Consider the following 16,163-nt stretch of genomic DNA (forward strand, 5'->3'; position numbering starts at 1 on the left):
CGGGTGGGTTGGCGGCGGTCACGCGGATCACGAGCCTCCGGGCGGGTTCCCGAACGTTTCGAGTCCGCCTCCGAAGTAGGTCTCCGCCTCCTGGTAACCGCCCATGTACTGGTCGGTGAACTGCTCCACCCCCTCGTGGGCGGGCGTGCTGTGGTCGACCGTGTACCCGTACTCGTCCTCGTAGGTGATGTTGACGGTGGTGCCGTCCATGACGGCGCTGAGCGCGTCGTCCATCCCGGAGAGCGCGTCGTCCTCGTTGTCGCTCCACCGGTTCGGGTCCGTTTCGAAACTCATCGTGACGGAGTCGTCGATGACGAAGTCGTTGGGGATGTCGGCCGCACCGAGTGCCACGCCGTTCTGCTCGATGGTGAGCGCACCACCGTCGACCAGCGCCCTGAGGTGACCCCGTTCCACGCCGTCGAACGCCCCGGGGTCGCTGTGAGCGAGGAAGTCGAACGTGGCCGCCTGGAAGGCGCGCGTTGTGCTCTCCTCGCCGGTGTAGACGGGGTGGCGGGGGGAGACCTCGTACTCGCCGTCCACGATCGCGTTCACGATGCTCTCCTCGGCCAGACCCATCCCCATCGACAGGGCCTTGCCGATGACCGGGACTTTCTCGGAGAGGCCTCCCGCCTCGCCCACCACGAACTCGGCGATCTGCGTGTTGCGTTCGATGGTCTTGTCGAGGTCGGCGCTCCGATCCTGCGAGTCCAGGTACAGGGCGCGTTCCAACAGCCCCTGGAGCTGTCCGGCGCCGCGCGCGGCGGTCGCTTCGTTGCCGGACTCCAGGAAGGCGATGGATTCCAGCTGCTTGTACACGTCCACCGTGTTGACCATGCGTCCGGCGGTTTCGTCGTTGCCCACGAGGAGCTGCATGTACAGGGCGCGCTCCTCGGCGCCCAGGCGCACGGTGCCCGTCTCCGGATCGAAGTCCCCGATACCCGTCACGGGGTTCTCGTTGAGGTCCAGGATGTCGGTGTTGGCGAAGCTGTAGATGTGCGCGTCGAAGACGTCGGCGAGGCTGTCGGCCAGTTCCCCGTTGAACTGGGTGAACGAGGCGTCGGAGTACTCGTTGTCCCCCTCGGTCACGTCCACGCCGGTGTTGACGAGGGCCTCGTGCATGTCCTTGTCGGTGATGGTCTCCATGAACCCGGCGAAACCGTCCCCGGCCCGCTGGCGCACGTCGGGGTCCTCGCTGTGGATGTCCTCGGCCAGCCAGTCGGTGAGCTGGCGCGCGGTGCGGCCGTCGTCGTGCCACTCGTGGGTGAGCGTGCCCTCCAGCGCCCGCGTGCGCAGGTCCTCGTCGCCGTGGTCGACGCCCTCCTCCGCGTTGATGTGCTCGCCGGTGAGCATGTAGTAGTTGGCGTCGGTGTTGCGGCTGGCCACGTCGATGATGTGGGAGACCTGCTCGGAGTCGGGCAGCACCCCGTCGGGGTCGGGGTCGTCGCCCCAGGCGTCGAGGAACGCGCCGGTGGTCAGGTGCAGGTTGGTCGACAGCCCGTAGCCGCCCTGGAGGCCCTCGTCCGTGTGCTCCATGAAGGCGGAGAGCGCCTTCATGTCCATCCCCATGCTCACGGGCGTGCCGGGGAGCTTGTTCTCGGCGTCGGGGTTGATCCAGGAGCCCTCGACGGCGTACCGGAAGCTCTCGGGCAGGTTGTCGTACCCTCCGCCGAGCGCGGGGTCCGAGAGCGCGAGCAGCCCGTTGCCGAGGACGCCGAGGGCGTCCTCCCGCTCCTCGTCGCTCATGCCGGACTCGTTCATGAGGTCGGGGTAGACCATGATGCCCGCCCCGACCCCGTCCCTGCGGTAGGGCTCCTCCAGCTGGGCGTAGAACTCCTCCAGGAACGCGATCTCCTCGGGACTGAGCTCCGTGCCGTCCTGCTGGTTCTGCCGGGCGCCGGTCCCCACCATCGTGAGCACGAGCATCATCTCGTGGTAGCGGTCGTCCAGCGGCTTGTCACCGGACCAGTAGGCGGCGAGCTCGTCGGCGTACTGCTCGGCGTTCTCGGGCGTGAGCTCGCTGTCGTCGATGAGCGAGGAGTAGCGGGAGGGGTCCAGGTTGAGGAACGCCCAGTTGGCGTTGCCCGTGTCCATGAGCTTGCGGACGTTCTCCGGGGTCGGGCCCTGTTCGAGCATCGTCCGGACGTCCTCGGCGCCGTCCTGGAGCTTCTGCCAGTTGGTCTGCTCCTGGCTGATGAGCCCCTCCTGCACGGTGGCGAGCTCGTCGTAGAGGGCCCGGCACCGCGCCTCGTCCCCCGCGCCCCAGTCCGTCCACAGGAAGCCGTCGGCCTGGGGGTGGGACGAGGTGATGTGGTCGTCCTGGTACTTGGCGGGGACGGCGTTCTCCTTCTCCGTCCTGCTGCTCTCCCAGGCGGTGACCTGGGAGTCGCGCTCCTCGTGGAAGGCCTTCACGATGTCCCCCCACCTCTCGGCCACCGAGGCCGCGTAGGAGACCGAGACGGCGGCGTCCCGCCAGTTCTGGAGGTCCTCCTCGGACAGGCTCCGGATGTCCCAGGCGATGACGTCGGTGAACTCGCCCGCGGCCGAGTCGAAGCTTCCGCTGAGGTCGTCGGCGCGGCCGAGGAGGCGCGCGTTGAGGACCTCCAGGTCCGCCGCGCAGTCGTAGACGGGTTTGGAGTCGTAGTGGAAGTCGCGGGGGACGAAGACGAGAGAGAAGGTTGCCACGGTCTTCCTCGGAGGGGCGGGGGAGGCGGGTACGGAGGGGGAGGGGGAGGGCGCCGTCAGCCCCCGAAGTTGATGTCCCGGTGGGACTCCCAGGGGTGGTCGAAGTCCTCCGAGCTGTCCAGGTCGTTCCGCGCGATCTCCGCCGCGCCCGCCTGGACGTTGTCGGCCAGGGACAGGCCGAGTGTCTGGACGTCGATGAGCGCCTGCGCGGTGTTCTCCTTGAACGCGCTGAACCCGGCCCTGACGTCGTCGTGGCCGGAGACGCTCTCGGCGTCCTCCATGAGGAGGTCGAACGCGTCGGCGAGTCCCGCCATGGCGGCCGCGAGTGTTTCGGCGTACTCGCCGCCCCGCATCCCCTCGATCGGGTTGCCGCCCGCTTCGGTGGTCATGTGGGGGTCTCCTCTCTCCTCGAACGCGGGACCCGCGGGGAGGGGGCACGGCGCCCTCCGCGCACGGAAGGCCCGTCCGCGGCCGTCGGGGCCGCCGGAACGGGTCCGGATGAAGGGTGGGACGCGCGGACGGGGGCAGGAGTTCCGCCGATCCCCTGAACTGTGGGGATGCTACCCGGATAGGCGCCGCATGTGTACCTTTCGCCCCGGGATGTTAGCTCCTTGTTCAGCCGACGCCGGGGTTCGGGGGGTCCGGAACCGGCACGGGGCTCCGGACCCGGGTCCGCTCAGGACACCAGCCACACGAAGCCGTACTGGGCCCCCGTCACGATGACGGCCGTCGCGGCCAGGACGACCAGGGAGAGGTGGATCCGCCCGGCCGGGCGCAGCCACCCCCTGACCCAGGCGGTCACGGCCACGGCCGCGGTGGCCAGGGTGAGCGGGACGGCGACGGCGAGCGGCAGGGTGAGCGCGAGGGACTCGCTGAAGATCCACTGCTGGAGCGTGTGGCTGTCGAACAGCCCGTACGCGACGAGTCCGACGGCGACGAAGCAGCTCAGCGCGGTCAGCGAGGCCAGCGTGCGGGCCAGGACGGTGAACCGGTCCGGTGCGCGGCGGAACTGCACGAACGCGGTGAACAGGACGAGCAGCCCGGCGGCGGCGACCACGCCGTGCGTGATCGGGCTGGTCAGCGGGGTGGTCCGCTCGTAGACCTGGGTGGCGTTGGTGTCCGTGGCCAGGGCGACGACCTCGCCGTCCTCCTCCAGGAAGGTCAGCCGGTCCGCGCCGTTCTGCGCGGCCATCCGTCCCCCGCCGAGGGGCAGCCAGCGGTCGTCCGCGGCCATCGGGCCGCTGACGGAGAGGGTGCCGTCCCCGGCGTCGCGCACGGTCATGTTGTCGAAGAGGGAGACGATCTGGCCGGGCCCGCTCACGGAGCGGCGGCTGCTGATGTAGGTGCCCGTGTAGGCGCCGAGGTCGGCGCCGGTGTCGGCCTCCCCGGACGGCGCGGCCTGCGGGTCGAACGTGTCCCAGAACTCCTGGGCCACCGTCATCCGCAGGTCCTCCAGGGGGTTTCCGGGGACGGAGTCGTCGCCGTTGACCGCGACGAACATCCCGGCGTCGATCCCGGGGATCAGGGTGTAGGCGGTGTGCATGCCGTCCAGGTCGCCGGCGTGGCCGATGACGGGGGAGTCCCCGCCCCGCCACTGGTAGGTGCCGTAGCCCACCGCGGGGGCCTCCGGGTGCGACTCGTGCTGGCTCGCCAGCATCTGCTCGGCCACCCCGGCGGGCAGCACGCGCTCGCCGTCGATCTCTCCGTCGCCCAGCAGGGCCAGCATGAACCGGGCCATGTCGTCGGTCGAGGCGAGGGAGGCGCCCGCGGGAGCCTGGGAGACGTGCAGGTCCCCGGCCCTGCTGCCGTCGGGCAGGTGGAACGCCGGGACCTCGTAGACCTCGCGGGCGTCGTAGATCTGGAGGAACGCGCTCCGGTCCATGCCCAGCGGCTCGAACAGGTTCTGGGCGACGTACTCCTCGAAGGGCTGGCCGCTCACCTCCTGGACGACGTACCCGGCCAGGCCGTTCCCGTGGTTGGAGTAGGCGGTGAACCGGCCGGGCTCGTAGAGCTCCTCGGGCTTGAGGGTGCTGTACACCTCCTCAAGGTCCAGGTGCCGTTCGGTGTCCCCGGCCGAGGGGAAGTCCAACACCTCCGCGAACCCCGCGGTGTGGGTGAGCAGGTGGTGCATCGTGACGCCGTCCATGGGCAGCCGGGCGGCCTCGGGCAGGTAGGTGTTGACGTCCTCGTGCAGGTCGATCTCCCCCTCCTCGGCCAGGAGGAGGGCGGCGGCCGCGGTGAAGGACTTGGACACCGAGCCGGTGGGAAGCGTGTGGACCGTGTGGTCCATGGGGGTCTGGGTGGCGAGGTCGGCGTACCCGTGGGAGGCGGAGGCGACCTGCTCGCCCCCGGCCACGACGGTCACGGCGACGCCGGGCGCGCCGTGCTCCTCCAGCAGTTCGGCGACGCGGGTGTCCACGAACTCCCGCGCGGTCTCGGGGTTGAGCGGCGCGGCCTCGGCCGGGGCGGTCGGCGGGGCCGCGGCGGCGCCGGGCGCGGCGGCGGCCGAGGCCGCCCCGGGCGCCAGGACGGCGGCGATCATCAGGGGCGCGGCCAGCATCGGCAGGACGCGTGGAACTCGTGGCATCAGGGGCTCCCAGGGTGTTTTTCGCTACCCCTCGAACCTAGGATTCGGCGCTGTTCGGAGCACTGGTGCGGGCGGGCGTCCCGGTACTACAGCCAGCTGCACCACCGGGGGTCCCGAGCCCGGAGCGGAAGGGGAGCGAACGGGTGCGGCCGGGGAGGATCCGCCAGCTGGGCGCGGTGTTCGCCGCGCCGCTCAGCCGCTCCGGGACGGCCCGGGGCGGGCTCCGTCCCGGCTCACCCCAGCAGGAAGGTGACGGTGAGCAGCGCGGGGATGGTGAGGAAGGTGGTCACGAGCACCACCTCGCGGACCATCACCTCGCCGGTGCGGTACTGGGTGGCGTAGTTGAAGACGTTCTGGGCCGTGGGCAGGGCCGCCAGCACGACGACGGAGAACAGGCTGGAGGCGTCCAGGTCGAAGACCAGGGCGCCCAGGGCCCACGCCGCCAGCGGCTGGACCACGGACTTGAGCGCCACGGCGAACAGCATCGGCACCCGTTCGGGGCCCCGGCCGGGGAACGGGCTGCCGTGCAGGGAGATCCCGAAGGCCAGCAGCATGGCGGGGACGGCCATGCCGCCGATCAGGTGGAAGGGCTCCATCAGGGGTTCGGGCGGCACCCAGCCCGAGGCGGAGACGGCCACGCCCGCCAGCGACGCGATCACCACGGGGTTGCGGACCGGCGTGCCCAGCGCCCGCCGGAAGACGGGGCCCACCCCGCGCACGTCGCCGTCGGCCAGGTCCAGGAGGGTGAGGCCGACCGGGGCCAGGACCAGGAGCTGCGTGAGCAGGATGGGCGCGACCAGGGACGCGTCGCCGAGCACGTAGACGGAGATGGGGATGCCCAGGTTGCCCGCGTTGACGTACGAGGAGGCGAGCGCGCCGACCGTGGTCAGGCCGACGCCCTGGCGCCGGACGAGCCCGAACACGACGAAGGCGAACGCCACGACGGCCACGCTGATGACGCTGACCAGGACCGGCCCGGACACCAGGACGGAGAGGTCGACGTCGGCCAGGATCGTGAACAGCAGCGCGGGGCTGGCCACGTAGAAGGCGAGCTTGCTGAGCACCTCCCTGGCCCCCGGGCCGAGGAGCGGGATGCGCCCGAGCATGTAGCCGATGACGACGATGCTGGTGATGACACCGAAACCGATCAAGACCCCGGACAAGAGGCGCCCCCACTGCGCACGCGCGACACAACCCGAAGACGCTATCCGAGGTCGGGTTTCGGCGATACGTCCCAGATCACACCGGTATGTGCCTTCGGTTGTCTAAGGCGAGGTTCGCCGTGCGCGGCGGGGGCTTCGGGACGCGGCCGCTCCCGGGACGGTACGGGTTCCGGCGCGGCGCCTCACTCCGCGGGCTCCTCCGGGTCGGGGGACGGCGAGGGCTCCTCCTCGGCCGCCTCCTCCTCCGCCTCCCGGGCGGCCTCCTCCTCCGCGGCCTCCTCCTCGGCCAGGCGCTCGGCCTCCGCCTCGGCGCGGTCCGCGGCGCGGGTCGTGCAGACCTCCTCGGCTGGGGATGCGGAGCCGTCCACGGCGATCACCGTGAAGCAGTACTCCATGCCCGTGTAGCCGGTGGCGACCTGCGCGGTCACCACCCCGGGGCCGGTCCGGGCCAGGGTGGCGGCCTCGTGGCCGAAGGGGCCGCCCAGCACGAAGAAGGAGGCGGTGCCGCCGCTGTTGTCGGTCCAGCTGAGTTCGACGGCGTTGAGGCTGTCCGCCAGGACGACGCCGGTCGGCGCGGAGACCTCGGGCGGTGCCGAGGGGGCGACGACCGGTTCGGCGGCCTCCTCGTCCGCCGCGGGCTCCGGCTCGGCCTCCTGCTCGGCGGCCGCGACCACCGGGGCCGGCGACTCCAGCGCGGCGAACACCCCGGAGACGCTGGTGACCATGAGGATGCCGCACACGGTCACGGCGATGTGGAGGTGGCGGCGCCACCGCGGCTGGTGCTGTTCGGTCTCGGGCACGGGGCCCCAGGAGGGGGTGTCGTCCTCGGCCCGCGTGGACTCGTCCACGGGCAGGGCGCAGGATTCGGCGGTGCCCGTCCAGCCCTCCAGGCGCGACCAGGCGCGCAGCGCGGAGATCTCCTCGCCGCGCAGCTTGGCCATCATGATCTCGGCGGTGCCGCCCGCGTCGACGGCCGGGAGCCTGCTCCCCTCCAGCCCGGTGGGCCGGGGCCTGAGTTCCCGTGACCGCGGCGGCTGCGGCTGTTGCGGCTGTTGCGGCCCGGTCGCCGGGTGCCGGGCCGCCTCGGCGGGGAACGGCGGCGGTGCGTGCGGCGGGACGTGCGGGGCGGCGGGCGCGTGCGAGGCCTGGGGGCCCGAGGGCCGGAACCACGCCGTGGCGGGCGGGTTCTGCGGCCCCGAGGACGGGAGGGCGGGGGAGGGCGGGGCGTCCGTGCCGGGCGGGGTCTGCGGTTCGGGAGGCGCCGGGGGAGGGGTCTGGGGGCCCGTCCAGGGGGTGTAGGCGTCCTGCTGGGGGCCAGCGGCGTACGGCGGAGGCGGGAGCTGGGGCCCGGTGTGCGGGGTCCGCGTGTCCGTGGTCGGGGGCTGGAAGTTCTCCATGGGCGCCTGGGCGCCGGACATGGGCGTCTGCGGCCCCGACACGGGCGTCTGGGGCCCGCTCATCGGCGCCTGGGCACCGGACGCGGACGTCTGCGGGTCCGGTGCGTGGGGGTGCTGCTCCCACACGGGGGCTTCGGGGCCCGGTACCGGCTGCTGCGGGCCGGAGGCCGAGGACCGCGGTGCCGCCGGGTCCGGCGCGTACGCGGGGCCCTGGGCGCCGGACATGGGCGTCTGCGGCCCCGACACGGGCGTCTGGGGCCCGCTCATGGGCGCTTGGGGGCCGGACACGGACGCCTGGGGCGGTGCCGTCGGGTGCTGGGGTCCGGTGTGCGGGGTCCGCGTGTCTGTGCTCGGGGGCTGGAAGCCCTCCATGGGCGCCTGGGCGCCGGGCAGGGACGTCTGCGGCCCCGACATCGGCGCCTGCGCACCGCTCAGGGGTTCCTGGCCGCCGGTCGCGCCCAGCGTCGTGGCGGGCCGGGACGTGCGCGCCTGCTCGAAGGCCGAGGCGAACGCCGCCGGGGTCGCGAAGCGCTCCTCGGGCAGCTTGGCCAGCGCCCGGGTGAGCACACCCCGCAGCTTGCGGGAGATGTCGGAGCGGGGAACCGGCTTGGGCTCCTGTGTCAGGACGCGCTCGGCGTAAGCGCGGGGGTCGAACGGCGTTCCGTCCGTCGACGAGAACGGCGTGTACCCCACCAGCATCGTCCAGACGGTGGACGCCAGCTGGTAGACGTCGGAGGCGGGCGTACGCGGCTCGCCCCGCAGTGCCTCGGGCGCCGCGTGCAGGAACGACTCCGTCGCCGGGTCGGGCGGGGGCAGGGCCTCCCCGGACCGGTGGACGGAACCGAAACCGGTCAGCACCGGTGTGCGGCCCGCACGCAGGACGTTGCCGGGGCACACGTCCCCGTGCAGCAGCCCGCGCCCGTGCATCGAACCCAGCGCGGCCGCGACACTCCGCGAGACGGCCGCCGCCTCCTGGATCGGAGCGGGCCCCCTCCGGGCGAGCATGTCGCCGAAGGAGCCGTCCGCGTAGAACGGCAGCACCACGAACAGGTCACCGTCGGCGGTGGTCCCCGCGTCCAGCAGGGGGACCACACCGGGAACCCCGCTGAGCTCGCGCAGCTGGTTCAGCTCGGCGCGCCCCAGGTGCTCGGGCAGGACCTTGAGCACGACGTCGGCACCGCTCGTGGACCGCGTGGCCCGCACGATCCGGGCGCGGCGCCCCTGGCGGAGCAGGGCCGGGTTGCCGTAACCGGGCGCCCAGGCGGCGTGCTCGGAGCCGGACATGGGAGAGCGACCCCCTGGTGGTGTTCGTGGTGTGGAGGATCCCCGTCAGGCGGCGGGGAGGGCGGCACCGGGTGCTACGGAGACGAGGGCGCCTCGGTGGCCGGGCTCTGGAACGTCTGCTGGCGGGCGCCCCAACCGCGCTCCTCGTTGACCTCCTGCTGCCTGCCGAAGGCCCCGATGAGGGCGATGACCCCGCAGATCAGTGCGACCAGGATGAGCCCGCCGATCACCGCGGGCCACACCTGCTGCCGCCGCCGCCAGTACCGGCTCGAACCGTACATGAGGGCCGACCGCAGCTGCCGGTGCCGCAGGGCGTCCGCCTGGAGGACGTACTTCTCCTCGTTGGGCGTGTAGTGGAACGCCTCGGGGAGCTGCGGATCCGGGTCCGCCGGGGCGGACGCGGGGGATGGGGACGACATCGCCGCTCAGCCTACTAGAACAGTCCGTCGAGGTAGCGGGTCAGCCTGCCGTAGTTGTCCGCGGTGTTGCTGGTCGCGGCGATCACCTTGGCGAAGGCGGCGTTGACCTCGGAGAACTGGGTGTCGAACTCCGTGGCCTTGGCCTGGAACTGGGCGCTGCCCGAGCCCTCCCACTGGCTGACGGTGCTCTCGGACTGCTCGTTGATCTGGCTCATGATGGCGGAGAAGCGGCCGAGGTGGGCCTGCTGGTCCTCGGCCAGGCCCTGGAGGCCCGCGACGTCGCCGTACACGTCGAACTGACTCATGGGAAACCTTTCTGGGGAGAGCGTGGGGGACGACTCAGGCGTTGACCGGGCGGGAGAGGCCGCCGAGGTCGCTTCCGGCCTGGGAGTAGTCGGAGCTGGAGTCGGAGTCGGTGATGTTGAACTGCCCCTGGCCCTCGTTCAGCTTGATGCCGTTCTGGCTGCACCAGGACATCAGCTCGTCGAAGCGCTCGGTGAGCTGCTCGCGGGCCTCGCGGAAACGGGCGAGGGCCTCGCCCTGGAGGGCGTCGGCGTCGTTGCTCATGTCCTGGATGAGCTGGTTCATCTGGGTGCGGATGCCCTCGGACTCCAGTCCGAGCTGCTCACCGCCGACCGCGAGGCTGTTGACGTTTTCAAGACCGGCGTGGGACATCTGTGCCTTTCCCGGGAGTTGGGGGTGGAAGGGGCCGCCTCTTCGTTCCGTCTCGGGCCGCGTTCGCGTGGGGATTCGTGTGGCCACGGTAAAGAGGGGAGATTACGGACGATAGTAAGGATCGCACCTTTCGGTCAACGGAGGTGCGCTTCTTGTGACATCGGTCGTCGGGCGGCGAACGGCCTGATCGCAGGCAGTGCCCCGCACGCGGCGGCTGACCGCTTCCGGCCACGGTTTCGGCCCTGACCGGAGCCCGGCCGCCCTCACTGGCCGCCGTCCGCGCCGGGGCTCGCGCCCGGGTCCGCGGCCACCGGCTCCGTCACCCAGCGCACCGCCAGCGGCCAGCCGTCCATGGACGAGTCGTGGAAGCGGGGGAAGAGCTCGGCGGCCTCTCCCGCCTCGCCCTCGGCCAGGTCCACCCGGTGCCAGGACCGGCTGGTCTGGAGCAGGACCGCGTCGCGTTCGGGCGAGGGCGCATACTGCACCACCGGCCCGTCTCCCTCCTCCAGCAGCCGTGTGGCCGTGTGGCCCTGCCCCTCCACCGTCACCAGGTACGCGCCCGCCGGGGGCTCCCCGCCGCCGGCGGGCGCGTCCGGGCGCAGCAGCGCGGTGCCCCCGCCCCAGACCAGGGAGTTGTCGAAGGTCTGCCACTGGCCTCCGTCGACGTTGAGGGTCGCATTGACGACGCTGTCCGCCGTCTCCCGCACCACGAGGGTGCCACCGTCGGCGGCGTTGCTCTGCCGGGTCTGCACGCTGTTGCGGATGTGCAGCGACCCGTCCGGGGTCAGCGCCCAGTCGCTGGGCCGCTGGTTCTCGCCGATCAGGAGGCTGCCCTCCTGGTTGGGTGTGCCCGTCGGGGCGTCCAGGGGCACCGACAGCACCTGCGGGGGCACGCCGTCCTGCGGGGTGTCGGAGACGAACCACAGCCGGTCGCCGTTGACGACCGGACGGGACAGGACCTCCCCCTCCGAGGCGGGCACGGACTCGACCGGCTGGTAGGAGACCTCCTCGGCGCCGGACTCCCGCGGATCGGTGAGCGTCGCCACCTGCACGGCGTGGGGCTCCTCGGTGACGTAGGCGAAGTACGTCCAGTCGGCGGAGAACTGCGCGTGCACGGGCAGGTCCCGGGCCATCGGATCGACCGCGCCGTCGGGCAGCGCGATCCGCTGGAGCGGCTGCCCGGTCGCGGGGTCGTGGAAGACCAGGACCTGGTCGGTCTCCGGGTCGCCGCCCTCGAAGCCCCGGTGCAGCAGGGCCAGGCCGGACAGCCCCTCCTCGGCCACTTCCTCCCCGGCCCCGGATCCGCCGCCGGAGCCGCCGGGCGTGTCGGTGCACGCGGTCAGGGCGAGCAGGCACACTGCCGAGGTCAGGGCGAGGGGGCGCCGCATGGAGCCGCCTTTCGGGGGACGACGGGGTCGGTGGGGAGGCCGCGGGGGCACGGGGTGGGACTGTCCCGGGGACGCCGAGGTTCGCTCCGGGACGCGGTACCCATTATCCGGTCCGCGACGACACGACGCCCCGGCCGGGAAGCCGAGCCGCCGCTCCGCGCCTCGCGGAGGACGCGGGTCGCGGCCGGGCAGGCCCGTCACGCGGGCCCCGCCCGGGCCGGGAGGGCGGTGAACGCCCTCCCGGGGAACGCAGACCACACGGGTCCGCCTGGCCACATCCGGCCACGGCGGGCGAACCCGCGCCGCGCCGGGACCGGCACCGCCCGGAGGCCGGGGCCGCGCGCAGCCTCCACCGGGGGAAGGCCCTCGTCACCCGAGGAGCCGTACCGCCCGGAGGCCCGCGCCGCGCGCCGCGCCGCGGGCCCCCGGGTCACGCGGGCGGTTCGCTCCATCCCACCTGGACCAGGTCCGGGCGCTGGCCTCGGCGGGCCAGCTGGGCGCGGCCGACCGGCAGCTGCTTGGACGCCGTGCCGTTGGCCAGGCGCCCCTCCATCCGGTCTCCGGAGAAGAGCACGCCCGGCGTGGCCATGTCGCTGAGCGCCTGGAGCACCGGCTCGAACATCGCCCGCGCCGAACCGCCCGTGCGGCGGGCCGCGATGATGTGCAGCCCCAGGTCGGAGCCCTGCGCGATGAAGGGCACCAGCGGCGCGAGCGGGTTCGCCCTCGCCCCCAGCATGTCCATGTCGTCCACGACGATGAACAGGTCCAGGCCCTTCCACCAGCTGCGCTCACGCAGCTGCTTGGGGGTCACGTCCGGCCCCGGCAGGCGCTGCTTCAGCGATCCCGCGAGGTTCGCGGCGACCGCCTGGGTCTGCTCCGCGCTCGTGCAGTAGGCCAGCAGGTGGTCCTCCGGGACCAGTTCCAGGTGGCTGCGGCGGAAGTCCACCATGACCACGCCGATCTCCGTGGGCGGGCGCTGCACGATCTGCTTGACCAGCCCGCGCAGGAGGGTGGTCTTGCCGGTCTGCGGGTCGCCGTACACCACCAGGTGCGGGTCCCGGGACAGGTTCGTGGTGACCGGTGCCAGCGTGCTCTCGGCCAGGCCCACCACCAGTTCGGCGGCGCGGCCCTTCGGCGCCCGGCGGCCCTTGAGCAGGTCGGACAGCTCCACCTTGGAGGGCAGCGTCTTGACGCCCTGGACGGCCTTCTGCGGCCAGCGCTCCCCGATCCGCTTGACCAGGTCCCGGATCCCGTCGGTGACGTCCTCGTCGCTGGCCACCGCGTCCACCCGGGGCAGGGCCACGTGCGTGTGGTGCTCCTCGGCGGTCAGGCCGCGCCCCGGGGTGTCCTTGGGCAGCGCCTCGGCGACCTTGCGCCCGATGCCCGAGTCCATCGGGTCGCTCAGCCGCAGCTCGAACCGGCCGCCGAACAGCGCCTGCAACCGGGACCGGATCTGCGAGGAGGCGGCGCCGGTCAGGATCGTGTGCACGCCCAGGGACGGGCCCCGGGTCGCGATGTCCATCAGGACCTCGTCGGCCTCGTCGAAGGTGTCGCGCACCGAGGACCAGCCGTCGACCAGCAGGAACAGGTCGCCCACCACGTTCGCGGGCACGGTCCCGTCCGCGCGCGCCTGGCGCAGCGCGGCGGGGGAGTCGAGCCGGTACTTGCGGAACACGCGCTGGCGCCGGTCCAGCTGGGCGCGCACGTCCACCAGCACCCGCTGCACCTTCTCCGGGTCGGCCCGCCCGGCCACGCCCGCCACGTGCGGCAGCTCCTCCATCGCCTGGAGCGCGCCGCCGCCGAAGTCGATCGCGTACACGCCCACGCGGCCCGGCGGGTACCGCCACGCCAGGCTCGCGATCACCGTGCGCAGCAGGGTCGACTTGCCGGACTGGGGTCCGCCCAGGACGATGACGTTGCCCTCGGCGCCGGTGAAGTCCATCTCGGCCGGAACGACGCGCTGCTCGCGGGGGATGTCGGTCAGGCCGATGACGGCGCGCATGTCCGAGGGCCGCGGCTCGGTTCCGGGGCCCTCCAGGTCCTCGCCCTCGCCCAGGTCCTCCAGGACCCTGTCGAGGGTGAGCAGTCGCGGCAGCGGCTCCAGCCAGATCGGCCGGACCTTCTCCGCGCCCGAGGCCACCAGCCGGTCCACCGTGACCTGGAGCGTGGTGCGCTTGTCCTCCCCGCGCCCTGACCCCTCGCCCCTGCCGCGGATCGACTCCACCAGCGACTCCACCAGCGAGCCCGCCCCGGTCACCTTGTTCAGCCCGTTGAAGGAGAGCAGGGGCAGCACCGGTTCGTGCTCCTCCTTCTCCTCCCGGACCGGCGGCTCGTAGGGCTGCGACACCATCGCCGCCTTGAACCGCTCGAAGACCGACGTGTCCACCTTCAGGTAGCCCGAGCCCGGCTCGGGCGGCAGGTGGTAGGCGTCGCCCACGCCGATGGCCTCGCGGCTCTCCGCCTCGGAGAACGTGCGCAGGCCCACCCGGTAGGACAGGTGCGACTCCAGGCCCTTGAGCTTGCCCGACTCCAGGCGCTGGGTGGCCAGCAGCAGGTGCACGCCGATCGACCGGCCGATGCGCCCGATGGCCACGAACAGCTCGGCGAAGTCGGGGTGCGCCGTGAGCAGCTCGGAGAACTCGTCGATGATGATCAGCAGGTGCGGCAGCGGTTCCAGGCCGGGGTCGTTCTCCCGGGCCGCCTCGTAGGCGTGCAGGTTGGGCAGGTTGCCCGCGTCCTTGAGGATCTGCTGGCGGCGCACCAGCTCGCCGTAGGTGGCCTCGCGGAACCGCAGGACCAGCGAGTCGTCGTCGGCCAGGTTGGTGATCAGGCCGGTGCTGTGCGGCAGGCGGTCGGTGTCGGCGAAGGTCGCGCCGCCCTTGAAGTCCACCAGCAGCAGCGCGAGCGACTCCGGCGAGTGGTTGATGACCAGCGAGGCCACCATGGTCCGCAGCATCTCCGACTTGCCCGAACCGGTCGCGCCGACCACCAGGCCGTGCGGACCCATGCCGCCGAAGGCCGACTCCTTCAGGTCCAGCAGGACCGTGTTGCCGCTCGGTCCGACGCCGATCGGCACCCGCAGGTAGTCGCCCGTGCTGCGCCTGCGCCAGGTCTGCCGGGTGTCCAGCTGGGCGACGTCGGCCACGCCCAGGATCTCCGGGAGCCCCACGGTGGCGTGCATGGCGTCGTCGCCGTCGGTGACGGCGATGCCGTACGGGGCCAGGATGCGGGCCAGGGAGGTCAGGTGCGCGACGTCGGACCGGTCCGCGCGGCCCTCCAACGGGACGCGCGGGGCGTCCTCGGAGGTGTCGGCGTGCTCGGTGACCTCGGTCAGCGTGCCGTCGGCGTCGATGCGCAGCCGCAGGTCCACGCCCTCCGGCTCCTCGCGCCGGTCCGCCACCAGGGCGATCACGTGGATGCCCAGGTCGGCCAGGGAGGTCACCGGCGGTTCGGCGTGCAGTCCGGACAGGGTCGACTGGTACTCGCCGTCCAGGACGACGACCAGGCGCTGGGTGCCCGGGCCGGGCGGGGCGCCGCGGCGCCGCTGGAGGTCGACGGTGCGCCGTTCGATCTCGTCGGAGAGCAGTTCGGCGATCTGCACGGTGTTGACCGCGACGAAACGGGCGGGCATCGGCCCGTCCTTGGCGTCGTCGAAGGTGTTGTGCGGCAGCCACTTCAGCCACTCCCAGTGGGACCGCAGCTTGTTGTCGCGCACCACGCCGATCCGCAGGTCGTGCGGGGAGTGGAAGGTGGCCATCTGCGCGACGAGCGCGCGGGCCAGCCCCCGCGCCGCCTCGCGGTCGCCCACGACCGACACCACGCCGTGCTCGCGCAGCGGCAGGACCAGCGGCATCTCGGGGACGTTGGCGTACAGCTCGATGAGCTGGTCGGCCGCCCCCTGGCACACGGGGTCGTAGACGATCAGCGGCGAGGAGGTGTCGACCTTGAGCCTGAGCCGCCGCGCCAGCGGCCGCGTCCCGGTGCCCGCCCGCAGGTCCAGGAAGTCCGGGTCGGCGGCCCGCCGCTCCCACCGGCGCGTCCGCGACCGCGCCGGATCGACGAGCAGCTGCGGGTCGGGGTGGCGGAACGCGCTGTCGGCGCGCTGGACGGAGGCCACGTCCCGGACGATCTCGCGGAGCTGGTCGAGGTAGTCGACGTAGCGTTCGCGCTGCTCGCGGATGCGCTTGCGCGGGCCGTTGTGCTGGGCCACGAACATGATGATGCCGACGACCACGCTGGCGATCATGATCATCACACCGGCGACGGCCATCAGGGGGCGGTGGCCCATGGTGATGGACATCAGCAAGGAACCCGAGCCGGTGATGATCGGCATGATGATCATCGCGCCGGAACTCGACGAGGGCGGGTTCTCCGGCATCTGCGGAGGGGTCGCGATGACGAGCGGAGTGTTCCCGGGGGCGGTCGGGACGCTGCGAGCTGGGCGGGGTACGGGTCTCGTCGCCACGGGGATCTCTTTCGGTCCGCCTACGGGGGCTGGTGTCTGGGTGGCTACGCTAGGAATGATCTCGCGATCCCCGCGAATCGCCTAATTCGCGTCCGTCCCTCCC

10 protein-coding genes are annotated in these 16,163 nt (G+C 72.5%); all 10 read right to left on the bottom strand.

Going from position 1 to position 16,163, the window contains the following annotated elements; all coding sequences use genetic code 11:
• Window positions 1-27: 27 nt before the first annotated feature.
• Complete coding sequence (locus EV372_RS12045) at window positions 28-2,682, bottom strand: TPR repeat domain-containing protein (RefSeq protein ID WP_130396072.1); 2,655 nt, start codon at window positions 2,680-2,682, stop codon at window positions 28-30.
• A 56-nt stretch (window positions 2,683-2,738) separates the two neighbouring features.
• A complete protein-coding gene (locus tag EV372_RS12050; protein WP_013156408.1) occupies window positions 2,739-3,071 on the bottom strand; it encodes a hypothetical protein in 333 nt (110 codons plus the stop codon).
• Between the two features lie 287 nt (window positions 3,072-3,358).
• On the bottom strand, window positions 3,359-5,269 hold the full coding sequence (locus tag EV372_RS12055; RefSeq protein ID WP_253795861.1) for a serine hydrolase domain-containing protein: 1,911 nt from the start codon (window positions 5,267-5,269) through the stop codon (window positions 3,359-3,361).
• Between the two features lie 233 nt (window positions 5,270-5,502).
• A complete protein-coding gene (locus tag EV372_RS12060; protein ID WP_130396073.1) occupies window positions 5,503-6,432 on the bottom strand; it encodes an AEC family transporter in 930 nt (309 codons plus the stop codon).
• 182 nt (window positions 6,433-6,614) lie between these two features.
• The gene (locus EV372_RS12065) at window positions 6,615-9,113 is read right to left on the bottom strand and encodes a serine/threonine protein kinase (RefSeq protein WP_130396074.1); all 2,499 of its coding nucleotides are present in this window, start codon (window positions 9,111-9,113) and stop codon (window positions 6,615-6,617) included.
• Window positions 9,114-9,187: 74 nt separating this feature from the next.
• On the bottom strand, window positions 9,188-9,532 hold the full coding sequence (locus EV372_RS12070) for a hypothetical protein (RefSeq protein ID WP_019609213.1): 345 nt from the start codon (window positions 9,530-9,532) through the stop codon (window positions 9,188-9,190).
• A gap of 14 nt (window positions 9,533-9,546) precedes the next feature.
• A complete protein-coding gene (locus EV372_RS12075; RefSeq protein WP_013156413.1) occupies window positions 9,547-9,837 on the bottom strand; it encodes a WXG100 family type VII secretion target in 291 nt (96 codons plus the stop codon).
• Window positions 9,838-9,871: 34 nt separating this feature from the next.
• Window positions 9,872-10,207 carry a hypothetical protein gene (locus tag EV372_RS12080; protein WP_130396075.1) on the bottom strand — a complete coding sequence of 112 codons (336 nt, stop codon included), beginning with the start codon at window positions 10,205-10,207 and terminating at the stop codon, window positions 9,872-9,874.
• 263 nt (window positions 10,208-10,470) lie between these two features.
• Window positions 10,471-11,595 carry a hypothetical protein gene (locus tag EV372_RS12085; protein ID WP_130396076.1) on the bottom strand — a complete coding sequence of 375 codons (1,125 nt, stop codon included), beginning with the start codon at window positions 11,593-11,595 and terminating at the stop codon, window positions 10,471-10,473.
• A gap of 430 nt (window positions 11,596-12,025) precedes the next feature.
• Window positions 12,026-15,991, bottom strand: coding sequence for a type VII secretion protein EccCa (eccCa, locus tag EV372_RS12090; RefSeq protein ID WP_486484129.1), 3,966 nt, complete (start codon window positions 15,989-15,991; stop codon window positions 12,026-12,028).
• Between the last annotated feature and the right edge of the window lie 172 nt (window positions 15,992-16,163).

Source organism: Nocardiopsis sp. CNZ308 (assembly GCF_004217075.1).

Coding starts and splice junctions, on each gene's coding strand:
- EV372_RS12050 (WP_013156408.1), bottom strand. CDS start 3,071: ATGACCACCGAAGCGGGCGGCAACCCGATCGAGGGGATGCGGGGCGGC.
- EV372_RS12055 (WP_253795861.1), bottom strand. CDS start 5,269: ATGCCACGAGTTCCACGCGTCCTGCCGATGCTGGCCGCGCCCCTGATG.
- EV372_RS12065 (WP_130396074.1), bottom strand. CDS start 9,113: ATGTCCGGCTCCGAGCACGCCGCCTGGGCGCCCGGTTACGGCAACCCG.
- EV372_RS12070 (WP_019609213.1), bottom strand. CDS start 9,532: ATGTCGTCCCCATCCCCCGCGTCCGCCCCGGCGGACCCGGATCCGCAG.
- EV372_RS12075 (WP_013156413.1), bottom strand. CDS start 9,837: ATGAGTCAGTTCGACGTGTACGGCGACGTCGCGGGCCTCCAGGGCCTG.
- EV372_RS12080 (WP_130396075.1), bottom strand. CDS start 10,207: ATGTCCCACGCCGGTCTTGAAAACGTCAACAGCCTCGCGGTCGGCGGT.
- EV372_RS12085 (WP_130396076.1), bottom strand. CDS start 11,595: ATGCGGCGCCCCCTCGCCCTGACCTCGGCAGTGTGCCTGCTCGCCCTG.